The organism is Gilliamella sp. X-46, assembly GCF_057063525.1.
The window spans coordinates 86,233-105,546 of record NZ_JBXSQH010000002.1 but is presented as its reverse complement, the minus strand read 5'-3'; the positions used below and the strand labels follow the sequence as shown (position 1 = coordinate 105,546).

The window sequence follows — 19,314 nt, the reverse complement described above, 5'->3', positions numbered from 1 at the left end:
CTATTTATAGTACAGCAAGGTTTCGGACGTTTTGACCTTGGGTGGACAAAATAGCTATCGTGACCACGTCCGAGCAAAGGGAATTAAAGCGAATTCCCTTTGCAATCCTACGCTTGGCTACAGAATGTGGCCTACGGCTACCCGACGCCGGCGCTCGGTCTTAACGCACCGGCTATTATCCGTTCCAGACGGAGAATAGCCTCGCCAAACATCCCTGTTTGGCGTGCTAACCTCGCTCTGTTGTCGGCACATTCTGATGCCGGAATAAGACAAACAACATAGCTTTAGGTAGTTTTTGTGTAAAAAACAATGCAATTACATCCAAAAAGTATCTATGTAATATATTTATTTTATTGAAATTTTACTTTTTGTATTAGCAAAAAAACACCACCCAAAGCCATTTTCCAAAACAAGACAACAAAAGCTCAATCTTACCTATTTAATAAAACTTTACAAAATTTCAACAAAAAAAGTAGCGTATTACTAATCAACAGGTTACGATTCAAGCCCCTTTTAAGCAAATAAATGCTCGTTAATTGAGTAAATGGTTTTTAAAAATTAAATAAAAACATTAAGTTAATTGACATGGTGATCGAAATGTGTTATTATGAGTATCATAGTTGGTCTGGTCTGGTCTGGTCTGGTCTGGTCTGGTCTGGTCTGGTCTGGTCTGGTCTGGTCTGGTCTGGTCTGGTCTGGTCTGGTCTGGTCTGGTCTGGTCTGGTCTGGTCTGGTCTGGTCTGGTCTGGTCTGGTCTGGTCTGGTCTGGTCTGTCAAACCTACGCCCTAAATTTTTTTCATTTTCAGTGTAGTCGAAATCAGACTCATTTCTTATTTTTATCATCAAAATTTTTGAAGTTCTCTAGGTTGTCTAAATTACCTAAATTCGCGTTGCTTTTTGTGTCGTTGTTGTTATTGTCGTATTCGCAAGATTCGCAGGCATTAGCAGCGTATACATCAAAGGTAATTGAGGGTAATGCGCCGTATTTAACGTTTGATGGAGGTCGTACAAAGACAGTAGATACAGATAGTTTATTGTTTATCACATTGTCTGATGGTACAACTGTTACACCATCAACTAATACATCAAGTGTAGCAAATCCGATAAGGTTACCTAATGCAGGGAATCGCTTAGGTGATATAGGTATGTTAATCCCATCATCAGCTAATTCAGTGAGTTTAAATGATTTAGTAAATACATATCATTATTGGGGTGACGATGATGGAGATGGATAGGGTGTAAATGGCGTTACAGCATTGGGAAGTATATCGGTATCATTTACGGATAAAGATGGTAGCGCCGTTAGTCGTAGTGATGGATTAAGTATATGTAGTGCGCCTTATAGGGTAAGGTTAGAAAGTTCTGGTGGAACTTTAACAACACAGTATGGGGTGCCAAGGAGTAGTAATTTCAGTGGCGCGACGGTAGATTATTATATTAATCCGAACTCACCGCAGCCAGTTATTTGTTCAGTCAGGCCGAATCTAAAATTTGGTACAGACGACTACGCAGGTCCATCTAATATATGGAATCCTACTAAGGGCTTTTTAGTTCAGTCAACGAGTTCATCATCTTACGACCGAAATTTTCCTACAACGGGCGCTGATGGGTTGTATTTTGATTTGCTCATAGATGGAGTTGATGCAAGTCAGTTGAGTTGGTCAGTTATCACGAGTGGTGATATAACGGCAACAGTGAGTTGGACAAGGCCACGTTCTGGTACATTCACATCCCCAAGAGGAAAGACCATACAAGCTGATGAATGGATTATAGATAAATCCAGTTATGTAACACGGATAACATTAAGAGGTCCTAGTGCAGATAGCACTCAAATGCAGTCAGCTGATCCTAGTCCGCTTATAAAGCCATCTTTGCCGCAGACATTTGAATTGGTGGGAAGGGATAGTCGTGGTAATAAGGTGAGCTATGGATTTGTGTTGAGGCAGTGGTTTGTCAATCGGGGTAGTGAATTCAAAAAATCTTCAACTCATAAAACATGGTGTAAGCGGTTGGGGTATAGCATGCCAAAGGCAAGGGATTTAAGCAATTCGGTACGTGGTGTCAGCCGGTACAAGCGCTACATAGGAGCAGGGCTTTTCACGGAGTGGGGCTACATGAAAGGTTACTCTGATGCGGGCTTCGTCGGCTCATTCTACTTTGCGGACGGTTACTCAACTGTCGACTCGAGCACCGGCATCATCGGTAAAGACGATAGCAACATGATAAACATAAGGCGCAGCGGCTATGGTATTTGCACCGCACCTTAGCTTTTGTTTCTTAATCCTGGGCCACGGGGGCGGTTATGGTGCAGATAGAGGACAATCTAACAAAGAATAACGTCCCCGCGTAAGTTGGGGCATTTTCCCTTAGGGTTGCGCTGTTGGAGCGAAGCCACAATCGCAGCTCCCTCCACCGCCAACGCTAAAAGCGCGGCTGGCAATCCTAGTGATTATGCTGTGGTGGTTTAAATTTGTAGTCTATTTATAGTAAGGCAAGGTTTCGGACGTTTTGACCTTTAGTGAACAAAATAGCTACAGTGACCACGTCCGAGCAAAGGGAATTAAAGCGAATTCCCTTTGCAATCCCACGCTTTGGCTACAGAATGTGGCCTGCGGCTGCCCGACGCCGGCGCTCGGTCTTAACGCACCGTTTGTGGTATTACTGGTATCATCCTGATACTCGCCTCTTCAAGGCCATCTTCGCTATGCTCAGATGTTCAAATTTGTTCCAGACAAATTTGTCAGACGCAGCACAAACTCGCCAAACATCCTTGTTTGGCGTGCTAACCTCGCTCTGTTGTCGGCACATTCTGACGCCGGAATAAGACAAATAACATAATCTTAGGTGTTTTGGGTGAATTTTTTTGTTAAAAAGCAATGTAATTACATCTAAAAAGTGGTCAGGAAAGGTATTGATTTTATTGAAGTTTTTTATTTTGCTGTTTTTAAGCTAAATCAATCACTTACACAACCTAAGTAAAGGTTGGCATACAACAAATCAACAAAATCACGAATAGAGCGTTTTAATAACATTCATTTAATCACCAAAAAATTGTTCAGAAAAGATATTGATTTTATTAGATTTTTAATTTAACAATCTTTACCCAAAACAAAAAAAAGGCTGCAAAGCAGCCTCTTTCCAGTAAAATAATACCACCAATACTATTTAATTACATAAAAGTTCACATCACGAGTATTTCTGAGAGCATCAACAAATTGCCTCAATTCTTTTCTATAAGTTTTCTCAGGATCGTTTTCTTCTGTACATTTGTCTTCTGCACCATAGCTTTTAGCCATTGCATCATTTGATGCCAAATTGTCGTATGGTTTTGTAAAATCAATACCTTTTAATGTCATAAGATGATTCCAATCATTTAACAGACCTTCCATATATTGGCGACCGGCTTCGCATTTTATGTTATTTAAGTCAATCTTAGGAATAACATATTGGCTTATCTCGCTGAACTTTTTAGGGTTGTAAGGGAAGCTAATGTCTTCTTGTTCATCTTCTTTTAAGAATTCAATAAAGTCGCTTTCACGATATAATTTTCTAAAACGTTGTTGATAAGATTGGTTTTTCTTTAATCTTAGGTCTTGAGTTATTTCTTTTGGGAAAGGCTGATCATAAGAATAATCCCAATGATATTGGCTGTATTCAATAAATACATCATTGATTAATTTTGCTGGCATCTCTATTTCTTGCTCTTTACCATCAATAATGGCTGGGATGTTATTTATTTCTCTGTTTTCTCTTAAGATCTTTTCGTATTGTTCATCATTCATCTCAGAGGTTGAATAGATGACTGTGTATAAGTAATAGTTACTTTGTGTTGGGTTAATAAGACCTAATTCGCCAAATTGAGCCGGTTTTACGACAAAATTGAAGTCGTCATTATTATACGATAAGGTATGTTTGCCATATTCAAATGTATAATTAACACCTGATTTGGCTGGAATCGTTAATTCTTTACCGTCAATAGTGACTTTTATTTCGTTAGCAGTAGGATTGTCAATCCAACGTTGGATACTAGATTGGCTAGCCCCAAAACAACCCACAAGAGTTAAGCTTAAAGTTAATAATAAACAATATGTTATTTTCTTCATCATAATAATTTGTTATAAGTGTTGATTGAAATATGATGCTATCATATTATGGATAAAATTGTAGTAATTTTAGTTTTTTTTATGTAAATTTTTATTAAGACTATAACCAGTAAAATTAGCGAGAATTTATGAAATTAATCGTCAATAATATGAGTTGTCAACATTGTGTTAAAGCAATTACAAAAGCGATCAATGATATCGATCCAAAGGCAAAGGTGACTGTTGATTTAACTAAACGCGAGGTCGATATTGAAAATAGTTCTATTTCGCAAGAATCTGCCATCACTGCTGTTAATGAGGCTGGTTATGAGTTTGTTGGGATTGCGTACTGACTACCTCTATATTTAATGGCACTAGGTTCTTTTGGGGCATCTTTGTTGATGCTACCTTGTTGAAATTTCACTTCAAAACAGAAATAACAAAACTTTGATGAAGGTATCGGCATATTTTGGGGAATGCTAGAATGCTTTTATCTGTTTATTAATAAGCTATTGTTAGAAGGATATAACTATGAAAGGTAAAATATTGAGTGTTACTGTGGCTATTATGGCTTGGTTTTGTGCGGTGTTTTTTGTTAATGCTTATCAGATTGAGTGCCCACAAAATATCAAGGTTAAAGAAGAAGTTGAAAACATGCCTGATGGGTGGGAGGTTTCTGACGATATAAATAGTTTGACTGTATCGTTTAGCAGCATGATTGTTTATTACGATAATCCTTCTAGAATGGGGGCTTTAAAACCAGCAAAAGGAACGGTTGATGGTAAGAAACATGAGTTAATATGGGAAGTTAATCACTATACGGACGCTGAACCTTATTATGTTGTTTGCTCTTATAATGTAAGAAGAATTGAGTTAATAAAAAAAATTGATTTATCAATGAAAAGTTGTTGGGCTGACTATTCTAAAAATGAACAAGGAAAAAAAGGGACACTTACCTGTAGCACAAGTGAAGCAAAGAATCTGCATTAGTTAACGTATGGGATTGGTTGTTATATACAATAGTTGACAACTTAAATCCCATTTAGTTTGTTTATTGTGCGATTACCACCAACGGTAAAAATGGTGTGTTGGTCCAATTCCTTTCCCTATATTTAAATCGTTAGCATGACTAATTGCGCCGTGTAGATAATTTTTGGCTTGGGCTATCGTGTCTGGTAAGCTGTTTTTAGGTAATAATGCGGCAATCGCTGCGGATAATGTGCAGCCTGTACCGTGGGTGTTTTTTGTTTGAATGCGTGGGGCGGTTATTTTAACTGTGTTATTTTGAGTGATTAAATAATCAGGGCTTTCATTGCTGGGCAAATGTCCTCCTTTCATTAATACCGCTTTACAGCCTAACTTGAGTAATTCATGCCCTTGCTTTTGCATATCATCTTCGTTTTTTGCTTCGTCACAATCAAGTAGTGCGGCGGCTTCTGGTAGATTGGGAGTGATGATGGTTGCTAGGGGGAGTAAAAGTTCGCGAATGGCTGTGATGGCGTCAGGTTTTAGTAGCGAATGTCCCCCTTTGGCGACCATGACGGTGTCTAAGACGATGATCGGGATTGGATTGGTTTTTAGCAGGTGGTGGACGGTTGTGACAATCTCTTTATTCATGAGCATTCCCATTTTTACGCTATCAATTTGAATATCTTGATAAAGCGTATTAAATTGGGCTTCAATAAATTCGGGCGAGATCGCTAATACCGCATCAACCCCTTGTGTGCTTTGTGCCGTTAGAGCCGTGATGACCGACATGCCATAGGCGCCGAGTGCAGAAAAGGTTTTTAGATCGGCTTGAATACCTGCGCCACCGCTAGGATCAGATCCTGCAATGGTTAATGCAATTGTTGTCATGATACTATTTCCTATTTAGCTTGCTTGATTTTGTTAATAAGCGATAACGTTGCTTGTTGAATATCTTTTTTGCCACAAATAGCCGAAACCACCGCAACACCGTCAATGCCTGTTTGGATAACATTAGTTACATTATTTTCATCAATGCCACCAATGGCAACAGCAGGGCGCTGCTTTAGTTCTACTAATTTGGTTAACTGTTCGGTTCCCAGTGCTGCCGTTGCATCTTTTTTTGTTGTTGTTGGAAAGATAGGGCCAATACCAAGATAATCAATTAGTTGCCAAGGAGTGGTATCAAGTTGTTGGCGATTAGATATCGAAAGCCCTAACCATTTATCTTTGCCGATGAGTTGGCGAGTGACATCGGCAGGTAAATCACTTTGTCCAATATGTACGCCATCGGCATTAACTGCTAAAGCAATATCCACATGATCATTTATAAATAGTGGGACAGGTGTATCACTTAGCGTTTCTTTCAATGCTAATGCTGCTTGATACCAATCTTTACCTGCCAGTTCTTTTTCTGATCTTAACTGTATAGCGGTTACGCCGTTTTTGACAGCAATTTTTGTTGTATTGACCATACCACTAATACCACCACAGAGTAGTGGATCGAGCACTAAATAAAGGGTTAAATCCAATTGTTTTTTCATCTTCTATCCTTATTCAAGTGATGGATTAAATAGTGAGAGTTGATCTAATAGAGATACTGCAAAGGTGCCTAATCCTTGCTGTTTATTAGCAAGTTCTGAGGCTTTTTTCATCATAAAACATGCTGAGGCGGTAGCAGATAAAATGTCAGGTGAATTGGCTATAAAAGCTGCTACCATGGCGGATAATGAACATCCTGTTCCCGTCACTTTAGTTAAAGCAATATCGCCCCCAGTTATGCTATATACGTTGTTACCGTTAGTGACATAGTCGATATCACCTGTCATTGCAACGATTGTTTGATATTTTTGCGCAAGCTCTTTGGCGGCGTTTAAAGCTGATTGGGGTGAGTCTTGACCGTCAGGTCCTTTTGCCAATGAGTTTTGACCGTTTAGCGCTAATATTTCTGAGGCATTACCACGAATTACCGTTGGTTTTAACGACAATAATTGATATGCAAATTCAGTACGATAATTAAGCGCAGGTCCTACAGCGACAGGATCGAGTACCCATGGGGTTTGTGTTTGCTGAGCTTTAGCTGCTGCTAATAACATACTTGTGGCTATGCTGCTGTGAATGGTGCCAATATTAATCAGTAAACTATCGGCAATGGTAACAAATTCAGCAACTTCTTGCTCTGCAATAACCATTGCCGGTGATGCGCCAATAGCAAGTAGTATATTAGCGGTAAAATTTTGGACTACATCATTAGTTATGCAATGCACTAGTGGGCGTTGTTGTTTAACGTGGTGGATAAAAGCGGTTGCTTGGTTGGTTGGAAATAATTTGACTGCTGGCATATTTATTTCTTCCTTATTATCTTTGCATGTTGGGAAGAATTTGCCAATTTTGTGACTTGATGGCTTAGACTTCCCTACGCTGGCATAATCCAGATCAGGTTCAACGGGTAAAATCTCAGTTTTTTGTTGAAACAAAAAACACCCCGAGTCAAAATTTATTTGTTTATTATGAACTGACTATCTATTTTTAACAAGTTATTGTAATAATTTTTCAATGTCCGTAATTGCCTTTCTATCTGGTAAGAAGATGATAAGGTGATCGTTTTCTTCAATAGTTAGATCGGTATTGACAATAATGACATCCTCACCACGGACTACAGCCCCAATGGTTACACCTGAAGGTATTTTTAAGCTGTTAATGTTTTTGCCGACGAGTCTCGATGTTTCACTATTACCATTGGCAACAATTTCGACAATCTCGGATTCACCTTGTCTTAATGAAACGACTTTAACAACGCCTGTTTGTCTTACATGGCTTAGTAGCTCTGAAATTGTGGCATGTTGTGGTGAAATTGCAATATCAATCACACTATCATTAATCAGTTCAAGGTAGGCTTGGCGTTGAATCAATACAATTACTTTTTTAGCCCCCATCCTTTTGGCTAGCATGGATGACATGATATTGGACTCATCATCACTGGTGACAGCAATAAACAGATCAGTAAGTTCAACTTGTTCTTGTGAGAGCAATTCCTGATCCGATGATTCACCGTGCAGAACTGTGGTATTAGTAAGTTGTTCAGCAATTAATTCGGCACGTTCGGCATTGCGTTCGATTAATTTGACTTGATAGTCGTTTTCTAAACGCTTTGCTAAAGTGACAGCCACGCCACCACCACCACTAATGATGATTCGTTTATAGGGCTTTTCTAGGCGTTGTAACTCACTAGTCACCGCTTTGATATTAACTGGTGGGGTAATGAAATAAACCATATCACCGGCTTCAATTAGGGTTGATGCTAGTGGACGTATAAAGCGATTTTTGCGATAAATTGCGACAACTCGTGCTTCAACATGGGGTAAATGCTCTTTAAGCCCAGAAAGTTCACTACCAACTAAAGCACCACCATAATAGGCAGTAACTGCCACCAAACAGACGCGATTGTCATAAAAAGAGGCAAATTGTAGTGAACCTGGATATTGTACTAATTGACTAATATGATTAGTGATAAGGTTTTCTGGGGCAATAATATGATCGATGTTTATACAATTTTTATTGAAGCAGGAGTGATTTTCATCATTGTATTCAGGTTCTCTGATACGTGCTACTTTTTGTGGAATGTGAAACATCACATGCCCAATCTGGCAGGCTATCATGTTGATTTCGTCAGAGTTAGTAACGGCAACAAGCATATCGGCTGATTCAGCGCCTGCGTCTTTTAGGACTTGTGGATAAGATGATTTTCCACAAATCACTTGTAAATCAAAACGTTCTTGTAGTGATTGCAATTTATCATGGTTTTCATCAACCACTGTGACATCGTTTTGTTTTTCGGTAACGAGATATTCAGCAAGCGCACTACCTGTTTGTCCTGCACCGAGAATAATAATTTTCATAACTAACCCGTATATTTACATGGCTTTAATTATTGCCAATTTACTTAATTTATTAAAGCCATTGCATACTGTTTTATTTTTAGTAATAATCCGCTATTGATTTGGTAACTATACAAAACCGATTGCATCATAGACCTTTTTCAATGTTGGTTCGGCCTTTGAGCGTGCTTTTTCGGCACCTTCTTGCATGATTGAAAATAAGTAACTTTCGTCATCACGATATTCATGATATTTGGTTTGCAAGGTGGTTAACATATCAATCACTTGAGTTGCTACTTCGGTTTTTAAATGACCATACATTTTACCTTCAAACTCTTTTTCAAGTTCGGCAATTGGTTTACCTGTGACACCTGTCAAAATATCAAGCAGGTTTGAAACACCAGCTTTATTTTTTATGTCGTAACGTACCACTGGTGGTTCGTCAGAATCGGTCATTGCTCGTTTGATTTTCTTTTCGATCTCTTTAGGGTTTTCAAGTAAGCCGATGACGTTATTGCGATTCTCGTCTGATTTTGACATTTTTTTAGTCGGCTCTTGTAGTGACATAACGCGGGCGCCCACTTTGGCAATAAATGGTTCAGGAACAGTAAATATATCGCCATAAAGTGCATTAAAGCGCATAGCAATATCACGCGATAATTCAAGATGTTGTTTTTGATCGTCGCCCACAGGTACTAAGTTGGCTTGATAAAGCAAAATATCGGCAGCCATCAGCACTGGGTAATCAAATAAACCGGCATTGATGTTTTCAGAATGACGAGACGATTTATCTTTAAATTGAGTCATACGACTGAGTTCGCCAAAATAGGTGTAACAATTTAATGCCCAGCCTAATTCGGCATGTGCTGGGACGTGTGATTGTACAAAAATAGTGCTCTTTTGGGGATCAATACCACAAGCTAAATAAAGCGCTAGTGTATCTAACGTGGCTTTGCGTAATTTGTTGGGATCTTGGCGTACAGTGATCGCATGTTGATTGACGATACAATAAACGCAATCATATTCACCTTGCAGAGCCACCCAATTTTTTAACGCACCTAAATAGTTGCCAAGTGTTAATTCTCCTGAAGGCTGAGCGCCACTAAATACAATCGGTTTACTCATAATTTGTTCCTAATTTATGCTAATTATTTTTTTGCATCAGCTTTTGGCTGAGGTAATAATGTTAATATCTCTTTAAAATCATCCAATAAAAAATCAGGATTGCTAGTAGCAATCGAAACGCCATAGTTATAGCCATAGCTTAAGGCAACGGTTGGGCAATTGGCATTTTGTGCTGCAGTAATATCGTTTTTAGAATCACCAACAAATAAGAGCTGATCGCTAAACAATCCAAAGGTTGCCATAACTTGATATAAAGGTGCTGGGTGTGGCTTTAATTTAATGACATCACCCCCACCAAGCACTAATGAAAAGTACTCTTTTATACCTAAAGAAGTCAGCAAGGCCGGCAAAAATTGTGCTGGCTTATTGGTAACTAATGCCAGTGGGTATTGGTTGTCGTGCAGTGTTTTTAAGGTTGCTTTGACGTGAGGGAATAACTTGGTTTCGGCATCCATTACTTTATTATAATGTTGATTGAAAAGGGTTTTCGCTTTCGAAAAAAGTTCGCCAGAAGGTGTGGTGCCAATTGCATTAAATACCCGTTCTAACATGATATCAATACCATTACCTACAAAGTTTTTGATCTGTTCGTTGCTGATTGTCGGTAGGGTTAAGTCGGCCAACATTTTTTGTGCCGCTAGTGCAAGCCCCGGTACGCTATCAACGAGGGTACCGTCTAAATCAAAGGCGATTGCTTGAATGTCATTTAGTTTATGCATGTGTCACTCCTGCTAACTCTTTACGCATTGCATCGATAACCGCTTTATAATTCGGTTGGTTAAATATGGCAGATCCAGCAACAAACATGTCTGCGCCGGCTTTGGCTATTTCTGCAATATTTTCGACTTTTACTCCGCCATCAACTTCTAAACGAATATCACGTCCAGATTCCATAATACGCTGTTTTACTTGTTGTATTTTTTTGATTGTAGAAGATATAAATGATTGTCCACCAAAACCAGGATTAACGCTCATGAGTAAAATGATGTCAATTTTTTCCATGATATAATCTAGACAATCAAGTGGCGTGGCAGGGTTAAGTACAATACCGGCAGTGCAGCCGTGATCTTTAATTAACTGTAATGACCGATCCAAATGAACAGTAGCTTCTGGGTGGATTGATATGTTGGTTGCGCCTGCTTTGGCAAATGCAGTGATGAGTTCTTCAACCGGTGATACCATTAAATGAACGTCAATAGGCGCGGAAATACCGTAGTCTCGCAGTGCTTTACAAAACATGGCTCCCATTGTTAGGTTTGGTACAAAATGGTTATCCATGACATCAAAATGGATAACATCCGCCCCTGCATCAAGCACTTTTTGAGTGTCTTCACCAAGACGAGCAAAATTGGCTGATAATATTGATGGCGCAATAATGTATTTTTTCATAACCTACCTCTAATAACTTTCATTATAGTTAAGCCTGTTTATGGCTTTTTATATAATGCTAAAATCTCATCGATTTTTTTGCGACCTTCACCTGCGCAACTAATTGAGCGTCGCATTTCTGCTCGATATAACTGGCTTGCTTTGCTGTAAAGAGTCATTGTGTAATCAGTATAATGATTAGACACTAGCACTGGTATATTTTTTTTATATGCCATGGTTTCGGCTAATTTTGATAAGTTTTTATGCTCTTCAAATCCAAATATATTTGAATAGTAAGCTGTAAAACCCGCTGATTCATTTGGGGATATATAGGGCGGATCACAATAAATTACTGAATTTTTTTTTGCCTGCTTCATTACTTCGTAATAAGGTGCACAAACAAACTGGGCTCTTTGTGCTTTTTCTGCAAAAAAGTAGAGTTCTTTTTCAGGAAAATAAATGGTTTTATAACGTCCAAATGGTACATTAAATAGCCCGCTATTGTTATAACGACATAGGCCGTTATAACAATGTCGATTTAAATAGACAAATAAAAGTGATCTAAAATATTGGTCTTGACTACCATTAAATACATCACGCAGCTGGTAAAATGCATCAGGTTGATTATTTTGAGCAACAAATAGCAATTTCAGATCACGGATAAATTGATCGGGACTTGATTTTAATAATTTAAATAATGAAATTAAGTCATGATTGATATCCGCTAAAATATAACTTTTGTAGTTGGTATTTAAAAATACGGAACCAGCACCGACAAAAGGTTCAATCAGTTGATCGCCTTCTGGTAGATACCGTTTAATTGTGTCTACAAGCTCATATTTTCCTCCAGCCCATTTTAAAAAGGCTCGTCGCTTCTTCAACGGATACTCCTGTTTGTTTTTGCTCGGATAAATAAACGATATCCTTGATTATTTTGCTGCTTTTTCTTTATTAATCGTTGCACCAGATTTAACCCATGGTTTGTCTTTTTGTAGTGCACTTGGTAAAGACTTGATTGCTTTATGTGCCTCATCTACTGATGAATAGTTGCCTTTAATTAAAATATACCATTTTTCATTATTACGTTTAGTTTCATAAACTTGGTAATTAGTTATCTTATGTTGGTTAACAAATTTTTTTACCCCATCAGCTGATTTAGATGCAGTAAGCTGTATGCTATAACTGTTATCTCTTAGCTTTAAATTATTTGTCGTAATTACATTTTTATCAGTTTGATGATGAGATGTTTTTCTATTAATATTGCTTTTATTTTCTCTAGTTTTGGCTGGATTTGCTTTAATATTATTCGAATTGGCAACACCATTTGTATTGGATGGTGGTATAACCGGATTTGTGGGTGCCTCTGGTCTATCTTTTGGATTGCCATTTGAGTTTAAATTATTGTTTGCATCATTAGGTATTTCGGAGCTTTGCTTGTTACCTTGTGTGTTTAGCTCAGCATTTTGTTCTGAGCTGGTTTGTTCCGTATTCATGGACATGTCATCTTGCCCATTTGTAACAGGATCATTTGGTACTTGCGATTCTTCAACACCATTAATCTCTGGTGGCGTTAATGGTGTTGGTTCAGTTTTGTTTGAAGAGCGAAACAAAATTAAACTAAACAATAATAGAATAATAACAACTGCCAGACCAAGAAGAATTCGCTTTTTCTTAAAACAGTCTTGTAGCAATTTTGGTAATTTTGATGAGAGTATAGTGCCTTTATTAGGTTGTTCAGATATATAACGATCTTCTCTATCTACACGCATTTCTACTCCTTAACCTATTAGTAGGTTTATTGCCTTGCTATAACTTACCATCATAAGTGAAAATGATGGTTTAAATTTGCTCTATTTGATCAATGATATAACCAGCAACACCTTTGGCACTTTGTTCATCAGTTTTAATTGTAATATCGGCAATTTCTTCGTAAAGTGGTTCGCGTTTATCGGCTAGCTCTTCATAAAGTTCACGTGGGGTATTACTACCTTGTAATAATGGGCGACGTTTATCTTTTTGTGTTCTTGCCATTTGCTTTTCAATCGTTGTTTCAAGGTAGACAACAATTCCACGAGCGGATAATCGATTGCGTGTTTCTTTAGATAAGACAGAACCTCCACCCGTTGCAAGAACAACGCCTTGTTTTTCTGTCAATTCATTAATGACTTTTTCTTCTCTGGCACGGAATCCTTCTTCCCCTTCTAGATCAAAAATCCATGCGATATCAGCGCCAGTACGTTTTTCAATCTCTTGATCCGAGTCAAAAAAATCCATGCCTAACTGTTGTGCAATTTGTCGGCCTATTGTGCTTTTTCCTGCCCCCATTGGGCCAATTAGAAAGATATTTCGCTTTTCTGCCATTGTAGTTTCATCATCTATTAATTTTGGTTAAAATATACAACACAATATCAATTCGCTATAACTTTATAGTGTCATTCGCGTTATCACTGTGTAACTTTTCTTGGATCTCCGTCTAACGACAAAAATTTAGGTCGGTAATTATCTCAATAGATAGCACCTTTTGGCAATAGGTATTTATCAATAGTTTTAGCTAATACCCGCTTGATGCAAATCATGGATGTTTAACGCGCCTACTAATTCACCTTCGCTATTAACAACGGGAGCAGCGGTAATGTTATGATCATTAAATGATTTTAGTGCTTCAACCGCTTTCCAATTTTCAGGGATGCGATGCCCTGGGCTGGTCATAACGTCCATAATGCTATCTTGTAATGTACCATTTTTTAATAATAATCGACGTAAATCACCATCGGTAAATACACCAATTATTTTATTGTTATCTTGGCAAATTGCAACTAAACCTACACCTGTTCGACTTAATTCTAGCATGGCATCTAATACAGTTGCAGTTTGTGATATTTTAGGAATTCGATCGCCGGTTCGCATTACATCTCTCACATGATTAAGTAATTTGGCTCCTAAGCTACCAGCAGGGTGAGAGCGTGCAAAATCTTCCTCTTTAAAGCCCCGTGCGCGCATGACAGCGATCGCAAGAGCATCACCCATTAATAATGTGTTGGTTGAACTTGACGTTGGCGCAAGTCCCATTGGGCAAGCTTCCTTTTCAATTGAAATATCAAGAATGGCTTGAGCTGATTTAGCCAGTGGCGAATCTAATCCTCCTGTAATAGCAATAACGGGTACATTCATTTCGGCAAGAATAGGTAAAATTAAATTAAATTCCTTGGCTCGTCCTGAATAAGAAATTAAAACGGCTACATCGTTTGGTGTAACCATCCCTAAATCGCCATGTAAGGCCTCCGATGGATGCATAAAAAAAGCTGGACTACCTGTACTTGCTAATGAAGCGGCAATTTTTTTACCTATATGCCCAGACTTTCCAATACCTGAAACAACCACTTTACCGTTGGTGCTTAAAATAAGCTGACATGCGTTAACAAAATCGTTACCTAGCCGATCTGGTAATTTTTGCGCTTCGTGTATCTCTAATTCAAGAAGCTCTCGACCATATTGTAATAATTTATTCATTTCAATTAGCCTATCGAATGAAAATAAGTGTTCAGTGAATTTATAACCGTTAACAAAGGAAAAACGATGATAAAAGCTCAATTGCTACCAGTTTAACAATTAACGGTTGAATATTCAAAAAAGTGTGTGTTTTTTTAACAATATCTACCTATTATCTTTTAATAATCTAAAATCCTAAAGCGACTTTTATTCCCAAAGTTATTAAAATGATACCCAGTAATTTATCAATGATAAATTGAATTTTAAAATAACGGCGTTGTACGCTTTGTGTTTGAAAAATCAACACAACAAAAGGCCACCAAAAAATAGCCTCAATCCAAATAATCAAGGCAACGATGAGCTTATCGAATGTTGATGATTCTGCATTAAGTACTTGAGTAAAGGTAGCTAAAAAAAATAACGTTGCTTTAGGATTAAGTAAATTACATAAAAAACCTTGCATAAAGGCTGATTTTTCTGAAATTGATTGTTTGGTCTGTTGTTTACCTATATAGGTCGTATTTGGTTTTGAGGCAATTAGTGCCTTTATACCAAGCCATATTAGGTAAGCAGCACCCGCATAACGTAAAGCATTATAAAGTAGTGGTGTGGTGGTGATAAGCACTGCAATGCCTGCAACACAATAGCTCATATGAACTAAGATGGCTGTGATGACACCTAAACAGGTGAGTAAAGCCACTTTACGGTTATAACTCAAGCTGTTTTTTAACACCAAAAAGAAATCAGGTCCAGGCGATATCATACCTAAAAAACTAATCGTAGAGACTAAAATTAATGTTTCAACCGTCATTTTATAGCCTATTTGAATTGTTGTGCTGAATTATTGATCGTTGCAATGTTGGATTTATTTTGTTCAATAAATTGTTTTTTATCAAAATTAGGCTCGGTTAAATAGTCTGTCAAAAATTTGGCGTTACTTTCAACTTGTGCACCGTTTAAAATTAAACGTGGCAAATCTATTTGATAAATGGTTTGATCAGGCGTTTTTTGTAGATCTTGTGTACGTGCATTTGTTAATAAATAAAGTTTGCGCTCTTTTTTTGAAAGGCGATTGATTGTTGGTGTGCCAGAACCCATCATTAAGTGATCGGGAAAAATGTAAAATACCGTGTTTTCCAATAATCCTTTATCTTTTAATTGTTGGATAAAAAGCCCTAAGTTATGATCTAACGAAGCTGCAACAAACGACATATTATCCGTCTTTGGTGAAATAACCGATCGCATTCTTTCATCATCAAAACCATTTGGTGCATGAGTTGAAACAGTCGAAACAAACAAAGCAAAGGGTTTGTTTGCTTGGCGCATTTTGCTAATTTGTTTTTGCGCAACATCAAAAATATCTTTGTCATACAACCCAAAAGGTGCTGGTGGATATTGCCCAACATAGTTTTTTTCGGAAATAACTTGCATACCAAACAGCTCAGCAGTATGACCAATGCCAGCAAAATCAGGGCTGGCCATTACATAACGGGTTTGATACCCAGCCTGTTTAAGCACATCCCCCAAACTGACTAAGTTCGTTTTATCTGCACGCATTAATGGCGATGTAGTGTAGCCGCCAATTAAAAAAGGCATACCAGTCATATAAGTATACATCGATGCGGTAGTCCAAGTGCTGCCTGGGCTCATTGGCATATTAGCAAAAAAGGTATAATCTTGACGCAGTTGTCGCAAATTTGGCGTAATGTCTTCAACATCAAAGAAGCCTTGTTCAAATGATTCTAAAGATAGCACAATAATATTTTTACCATGATGACTAATAAGTTGATTTTTATTGATATAGTTAGTCATGTTGAGTGATTGTAACGCTTGATCAAATGGTTTACGAGGTGCGCTAGTTACCTGATAGATTTCGTATAAACGGCTGAATGGGCCATTGTGATAACTAATTGATACAATTGCTACAACGGCTAATAACAAACGAACAATTAAAGGGCATTTGCGTTTGCACCAATTTGCTAGTTTTGATAGCAAAAAGATAAGGGTAAAAAAGACGACAATAACCAAAGCAGCTTGTAATTTAAAAATAAATAGCCCTTCAATGATGTCATTAACGTTTAAATTTACATAAAACTGATAATCAATAAAGCCACCACTAAAGTAGATAGAAGTGAGCTCCATTACGATAAAGACCGTGAATAACGTTATACTTAAAAATTGCCACTTTTTTTGTTTAAAAAACGAGGCAAAAACAATTGTGATAATAAAAAGTGGTAAAACAATCAGTGTCGATAATGGCATAAAATGTGTTGCTCAATTTATTCAAGAATCAATTTTGCTTAAGTATATACTTAATGCGCAAAAAAATAAAAATATCGGCTAATTCAATATCACAAAATACCAATAATAAATAGTGTTACCAAAGGTAAAAATGATAATTGTTACTATTTGATGTTGATAATTGATGTTATTCGCAATAAGATATCCCCCATTCCATTTATTAGAATGTCAGGGGTTACTATGCCGTGTTTTATACGGAAAATCATCGCCTTTTTATCTTTATTTTGCTTTTCTTTTTGTTATGCCGATATTACATTACCGACACCACAAACTAAAGATGGCATGGGTTTGTTTGAAAGTTTGAAAAAACGATCTTCAACGCCAGGCGGCGGTTTTCCTGCTGGTCAAGTTACTGATGATGAGCTTTCGACTGTGCTTTGGGCGGCAAGTGGTTTAAATCGAGGCAAAAACGGTTGGACTGTGCCAATGGCTAATGGTAATCCTCCTTACGTACGAATTTATGTTGCCGGTGAAAAGGGTACTTTTTTATATGAGTGGGAAGGACATTATTTAAAAGAAATTAATAATAAAGATATTCGTGCTGACATTGGTTTACAAAATTTTACTAAGCGAGCGGCTTATTCGTTGATTTTTGTGTCAGATGCGAGTGCATTTACGGATATCAATCCAGAACAAATTGCTAACTTTAGTTACACAGCTGTTGGCGCAATGAGTCAAAATGCCTATCTAGCTGCGACAGCGTTGAAATTAAGCGCCCGTTATATTCATTCCATTAAATCAGACGTCATAATCCAAGAACTAGAGTTACCTGAAGGCAGTAAACCACTTGGTATGCTTTTATTAGGAAAATAAGAGGTAATAACGGGAATGAAAAGATTTATTACACTTGCTTTGCTCCTTATTGCAAGCTTAATGGCCTTTGTACCATCGTCTTATGCGGTAGAAAAAAAATATGAAAGTTGGAATGCCATTATTAGTGAAATGGATGTCATTTTAAATGACGCTTATGATATCTATTTTATGAAAGACGTTGAGCGTGCCAAAGCTCGTGTTAATAATGCTTATTTTGGCTTTTATGAAAAGCACGGGGTAGAGCGTGCTGTTATGTCTTATATTTCGGGTAAGCGTGGCACTGATACTGAATATCAATTTGCTAAAATTAAGCGGTTGATGAGTGATGGTGCGCCAAATAAAGCTGTTCGTGTTGAGATAGATACAATTTTAAAAATGTTGCATGAAGACGCTAACGAATTGGATGGCAAAAAAGAGAGTGGTTGGGGCGTTTTTTTTGCTTCATTTATTATTATTTTCCGAGAAGGTTTAGAAGCGATTTTAGTCATTGCAGCAATTTCAGCTTATCTTGTTCGTTCTGGGAATATGCCAATGGTGAAAGTAGTTTATATGAGTTCACTTGTTGCTGTTTTTGCCAGTGTACTTGCTGCGATAGCACTTCGCTCTGCAATTACAATCAGTGGTGCTAATCAAGAAATTATTGAAGGTTCGGCAATGTTACTTGCAACAGTGGTGTTGTTTTTTATTAGTAACTGGATGTTTTCTAAAGCCGAAGCTGAAGCATGGAAGAGTTATGTCCAAGGTAAAGTGCAAACAGCAATTTCATCAGGAAGTCGTTTTGCATTAGGTTTTGCCGCCTTTTTAGCCGTCTTTCGAGAAGGTGCTGAAACGATCTTATTTTATCAAGCCATGCTAGTTGATGCTCAAGATCATATGGATAAGGTTTGGTATGGATTAGCGGTTGGAACGATTGTGCTGGCAGTGATTTTTATGGTGATTCGTTTTGGCTCAATGAAATTGCCTATTAAACCATTCTTTATTGGTACTAGTATATTAATGTATGTTATGGCAATTGCTTTTGCTGGTGGTGGAGTGAAAGAGTTGCAAGAGGCTGATATTATTTCGGTTACTCCTGTTGATTTTGTTCATTCTGTTGAGATTTTAGGTATTTATCCAACACTAGAGACATTAATTCCACAAGTAATTATGGTGTTTATTGTGGCGTTTGCAGTTATATATTACACATTTAAGCGTAGTCATAAAAATTATAAGAGTTAATAATATAATCCATTTAAAAGAATGGCTTGGAGTGTGAACGGACTCACCACCAATAAATATAGAGACAAGCCTT

At 37.6% G+C, this 19,314-nt stretch carries 20 protein-coding genes and 1 riboswitch; of the genes, 6 read left to right on the top strand and 14 right to left on the bottom strand.

The genetic code is table 11. The annotated features are described in order from the left end of the window. Window positions 1–597: 597 nt before the first annotated feature. Window positions 598–1,236: a hypothetical protein gene (locus ACYIAJ_RS03150; RefSeq protein ID WP_483564332.1), complete on the top strand. Its 639-nt coding sequence runs from the start codon at window positions 598–600 to the stop codon at window positions 1,234–1,236. Between the two features lie 21 nt (window positions 1,237–1,257). Continuing rightward, the gene (locus ACYIAJ_RS03145; protein ID WP_483564331.1) at window positions 1,258–2,268 is read left to right on the top strand and encodes a hypothetical protein; all 1,011 of its coding nucleotides are present in this window, start codon (window positions 1,258–1,260) and stop codon (window positions 2,266–2,268) included. A gap of 894 nt (window positions 2,269–3,162) precedes the next feature. On the opposite strand, the gene ACYIAJ_RS03140 is transcribed toward ACYIAJ_RS03145, so the two are convergent. After that, a complete protein-coding gene (locus tag ACYIAJ_RS03140; RefSeq protein WP_483564330.1) occupies window positions 3,163–4,104 on the bottom strand; it encodes a hypothetical protein in 942 nt (313 codons plus the stop codon). Window positions 4,105–4,232: 128 nt separating this feature from the next. Between ACYIAJ_RS03140 and ACYIAJ_RS03135 the strand changes: the two genes are divergently transcribed. Both ACYIAJ_RS03135 and ACYIAJ_RS03130 read left to right on the top strand, forming a co-directional pair. Further along, complete coding sequence (locus ACYIAJ_RS03135; protein WP_483559590.1) at window positions 4,233–4,436, top strand: heavy-metal-associated domain-containing protein; 204 nt, start codon at window positions 4,233–4,235, stop codon at window positions 4,434–4,436. 178 nt (window positions 4,437–4,614) lie between these two features. After that, complete coding sequence (locus tag ACYIAJ_RS03130) at window positions 4,615–5,073, top strand: STY0301 family protein (RefSeq protein ID WP_483559589.1); 459 nt, start codon at window positions 4,615–4,617, stop codon at window positions 5,071–5,073. A gap of 72 nt (window positions 5,074–5,145) precedes the next feature. Here the strand turns inward: ACYIAJ_RS03130 and thiD are convergent, their stop codons facing one another. The 13 genes from thiD to ACYIAJ_RS03065 all read right to left on the bottom strand — a co-directional run bounded on the left by thiD (window position 5,146) and on the right by ACYIAJ_RS03065 (window position 17,171). Next, entirely contained in the window at window positions 5,146–5,940 is a 795-nt protein-coding gene (thiD, locus tag ACYIAJ_RS03125) for a bifunctional hydroxymethylpyrimidine kinase/phosphomethylpyrimidine kinase (protein WP_483559588.1), read from the bottom strand. 11 nt (window positions 5,941–5,951) lie between these two features. Further along, on the bottom strand, window positions 5,952–6,593 hold the full coding sequence (thiE, locus tag ACYIAJ_RS03120) for a thiamine phosphate synthase (RefSeq protein WP_483559586.1): 642 nt from the start codon (window positions 6,591–6,593) through the stop codon (window positions 5,952–5,954). Between the two features lie 9 nt (window positions 6,594–6,602). Next, entirely contained in the window at window positions 6,603–7,391 is a 789-nt protein-coding gene (gene thiM / locus ACYIAJ_RS03115) for a hydroxyethylthiazole kinase (RefSeq protein WP_483559584.1), read from the bottom strand. 54 nt (window positions 7,392–7,445) lie between these two features. Further along, a riboswitch (TPP riboswitch) is annotated at window positions 7,446–7,547 on the bottom strand. A 39-nt stretch (window positions 7,548–7,586) separates the two neighbouring features. Further along, window positions 7,587–8,948 carry a Trk system potassium transporter TrkA gene (trkA, locus tag ACYIAJ_RS03110; protein WP_483559583.1) on the bottom strand — a complete coding sequence of 454 codons (1,362 nt, stop codon included), beginning with the start codon at window positions 8,946–8,948 and terminating at the stop codon, window positions 7,587–7,589. A gap of 108 nt (window positions 8,949–9,056) precedes the next feature. Then, window positions 9,057–10,052: a tryptophan--tRNA ligase gene (gene trpS, locus ACYIAJ_RS03105; protein ID WP_483559581.1), complete on the bottom strand. Its 996-nt coding sequence runs from the start codon at window positions 10,050–10,052 to the stop codon at window positions 9,057–9,059. 23 nt (window positions 10,053–10,075) lie between these two features. Continuing rightward, window positions 10,076–10,771 carry a phosphoglycolate phosphatase gene (locus ACYIAJ_RS03100; protein ID WP_483559579.1) on the bottom strand — a complete coding sequence of 232 codons (696 nt, stop codon included), beginning with the start codon at window positions 10,769–10,771 and terminating at the stop codon, window positions 10,076–10,078. Further along, on the bottom strand, window positions 10,764–11,441 hold the full coding sequence (gene rpe / locus ACYIAJ_RS03095) for a ribulose-phosphate 3-epimerase (RefSeq protein WP_483559577.1): 678 nt from the start codon (window positions 11,439–11,441) through the stop codon (window positions 10,764–10,766). Before rpe ends, ACYIAJ_RS03100 begins: the two co-directional genes overlap by 8 nt. 38 nt (window positions 11,442–11,479) lie before the next feature. Then, window positions 11,480–12,301, bottom strand: coding sequence for a Dam family site-specific DNA-(adenine-N6)-methyltransferase (locus tag ACYIAJ_RS03090; RefSeq protein ID WP_483559575.1), 822 nt, complete (start codon window positions 12,299–12,301; stop codon window positions 11,480–11,482). A gap of 48 nt (window positions 12,302–12,349) precedes the next feature. After that, on the bottom strand, window positions 12,350–13,189 hold the full coding sequence (locus ACYIAJ_RS03085) for an SPOR domain-containing protein (RefSeq protein WP_483559574.1): 840 nt from the start codon (window positions 13,187–13,189) through the stop codon (window positions 12,350–12,352). Between the two features lie 70 nt (window positions 13,190–13,259). After that, the gene (gene aroK / locus ACYIAJ_RS03080; protein WP_091346226.1) at window positions 13,260–13,781 is read right to left on the bottom strand and encodes a shikimate kinase AroK; all 522 of its coding nucleotides are present in this window, start codon (window positions 13,779–13,781) and stop codon (window positions 13,260–13,262) included. Between the two features lie 186 nt (window positions 13,782–13,967). Next, entirely contained in the window at window positions 13,968–14,930 is a 963-nt protein-coding gene (gene gutQ / locus ACYIAJ_RS03075) for an arabinose-5-phosphate isomerase GutQ (protein WP_483559572.1), read from the bottom strand. Window positions 14,931–15,096: 166 nt separating this feature from the next. Beyond that, complete coding sequence (locus tag ACYIAJ_RS03070) at window positions 15,097–15,720, bottom strand: LysE family translocator (RefSeq protein WP_483559570.1); 624 nt, start codon at window positions 15,718–15,720, stop codon at window positions 15,097–15,099. An 8-nt stretch (window positions 15,721–15,728) separates the two neighbouring features. Then, window positions 15,729–17,171, bottom strand: coding sequence for an LTA synthase family protein (locus ACYIAJ_RS03065; RefSeq protein ID WP_483559569.1), 1,443 nt, complete (start codon window positions 17,169–17,171; stop codon window positions 15,729–15,731). A 219-nt stretch (window positions 17,172–17,390) separates the two neighbouring features. Here ACYIAJ_RS03065 and ACYIAJ_RS03060 point away from each other — a divergent pair, with 219 nt between their 5' ends. Both ACYIAJ_RS03060 and ACYIAJ_RS03055 read left to right on the top strand, forming a co-directional pair. Continuing rightward, a complete protein-coding gene (locus tag ACYIAJ_RS03060; RefSeq protein ID WP_483559567.1) occupies window positions 17,391–18,023 on the top strand; it encodes a nitroreductase family protein in 633 nt (210 codons plus the stop codon). Between the two features lie 15 nt (window positions 18,024–18,038). Further along, window positions 18,039–19,241 (top strand): FTR1 family iron permease, encoded by a 1,203-nt coding sequence (locus ACYIAJ_RS03055; protein WP_483564329.1) that lies wholly within the window; start codon window positions 18,039–18,041, stop codon window positions 19,239–19,241. Window positions 19,242–19,314: the final 73 nt, after the last annotated feature.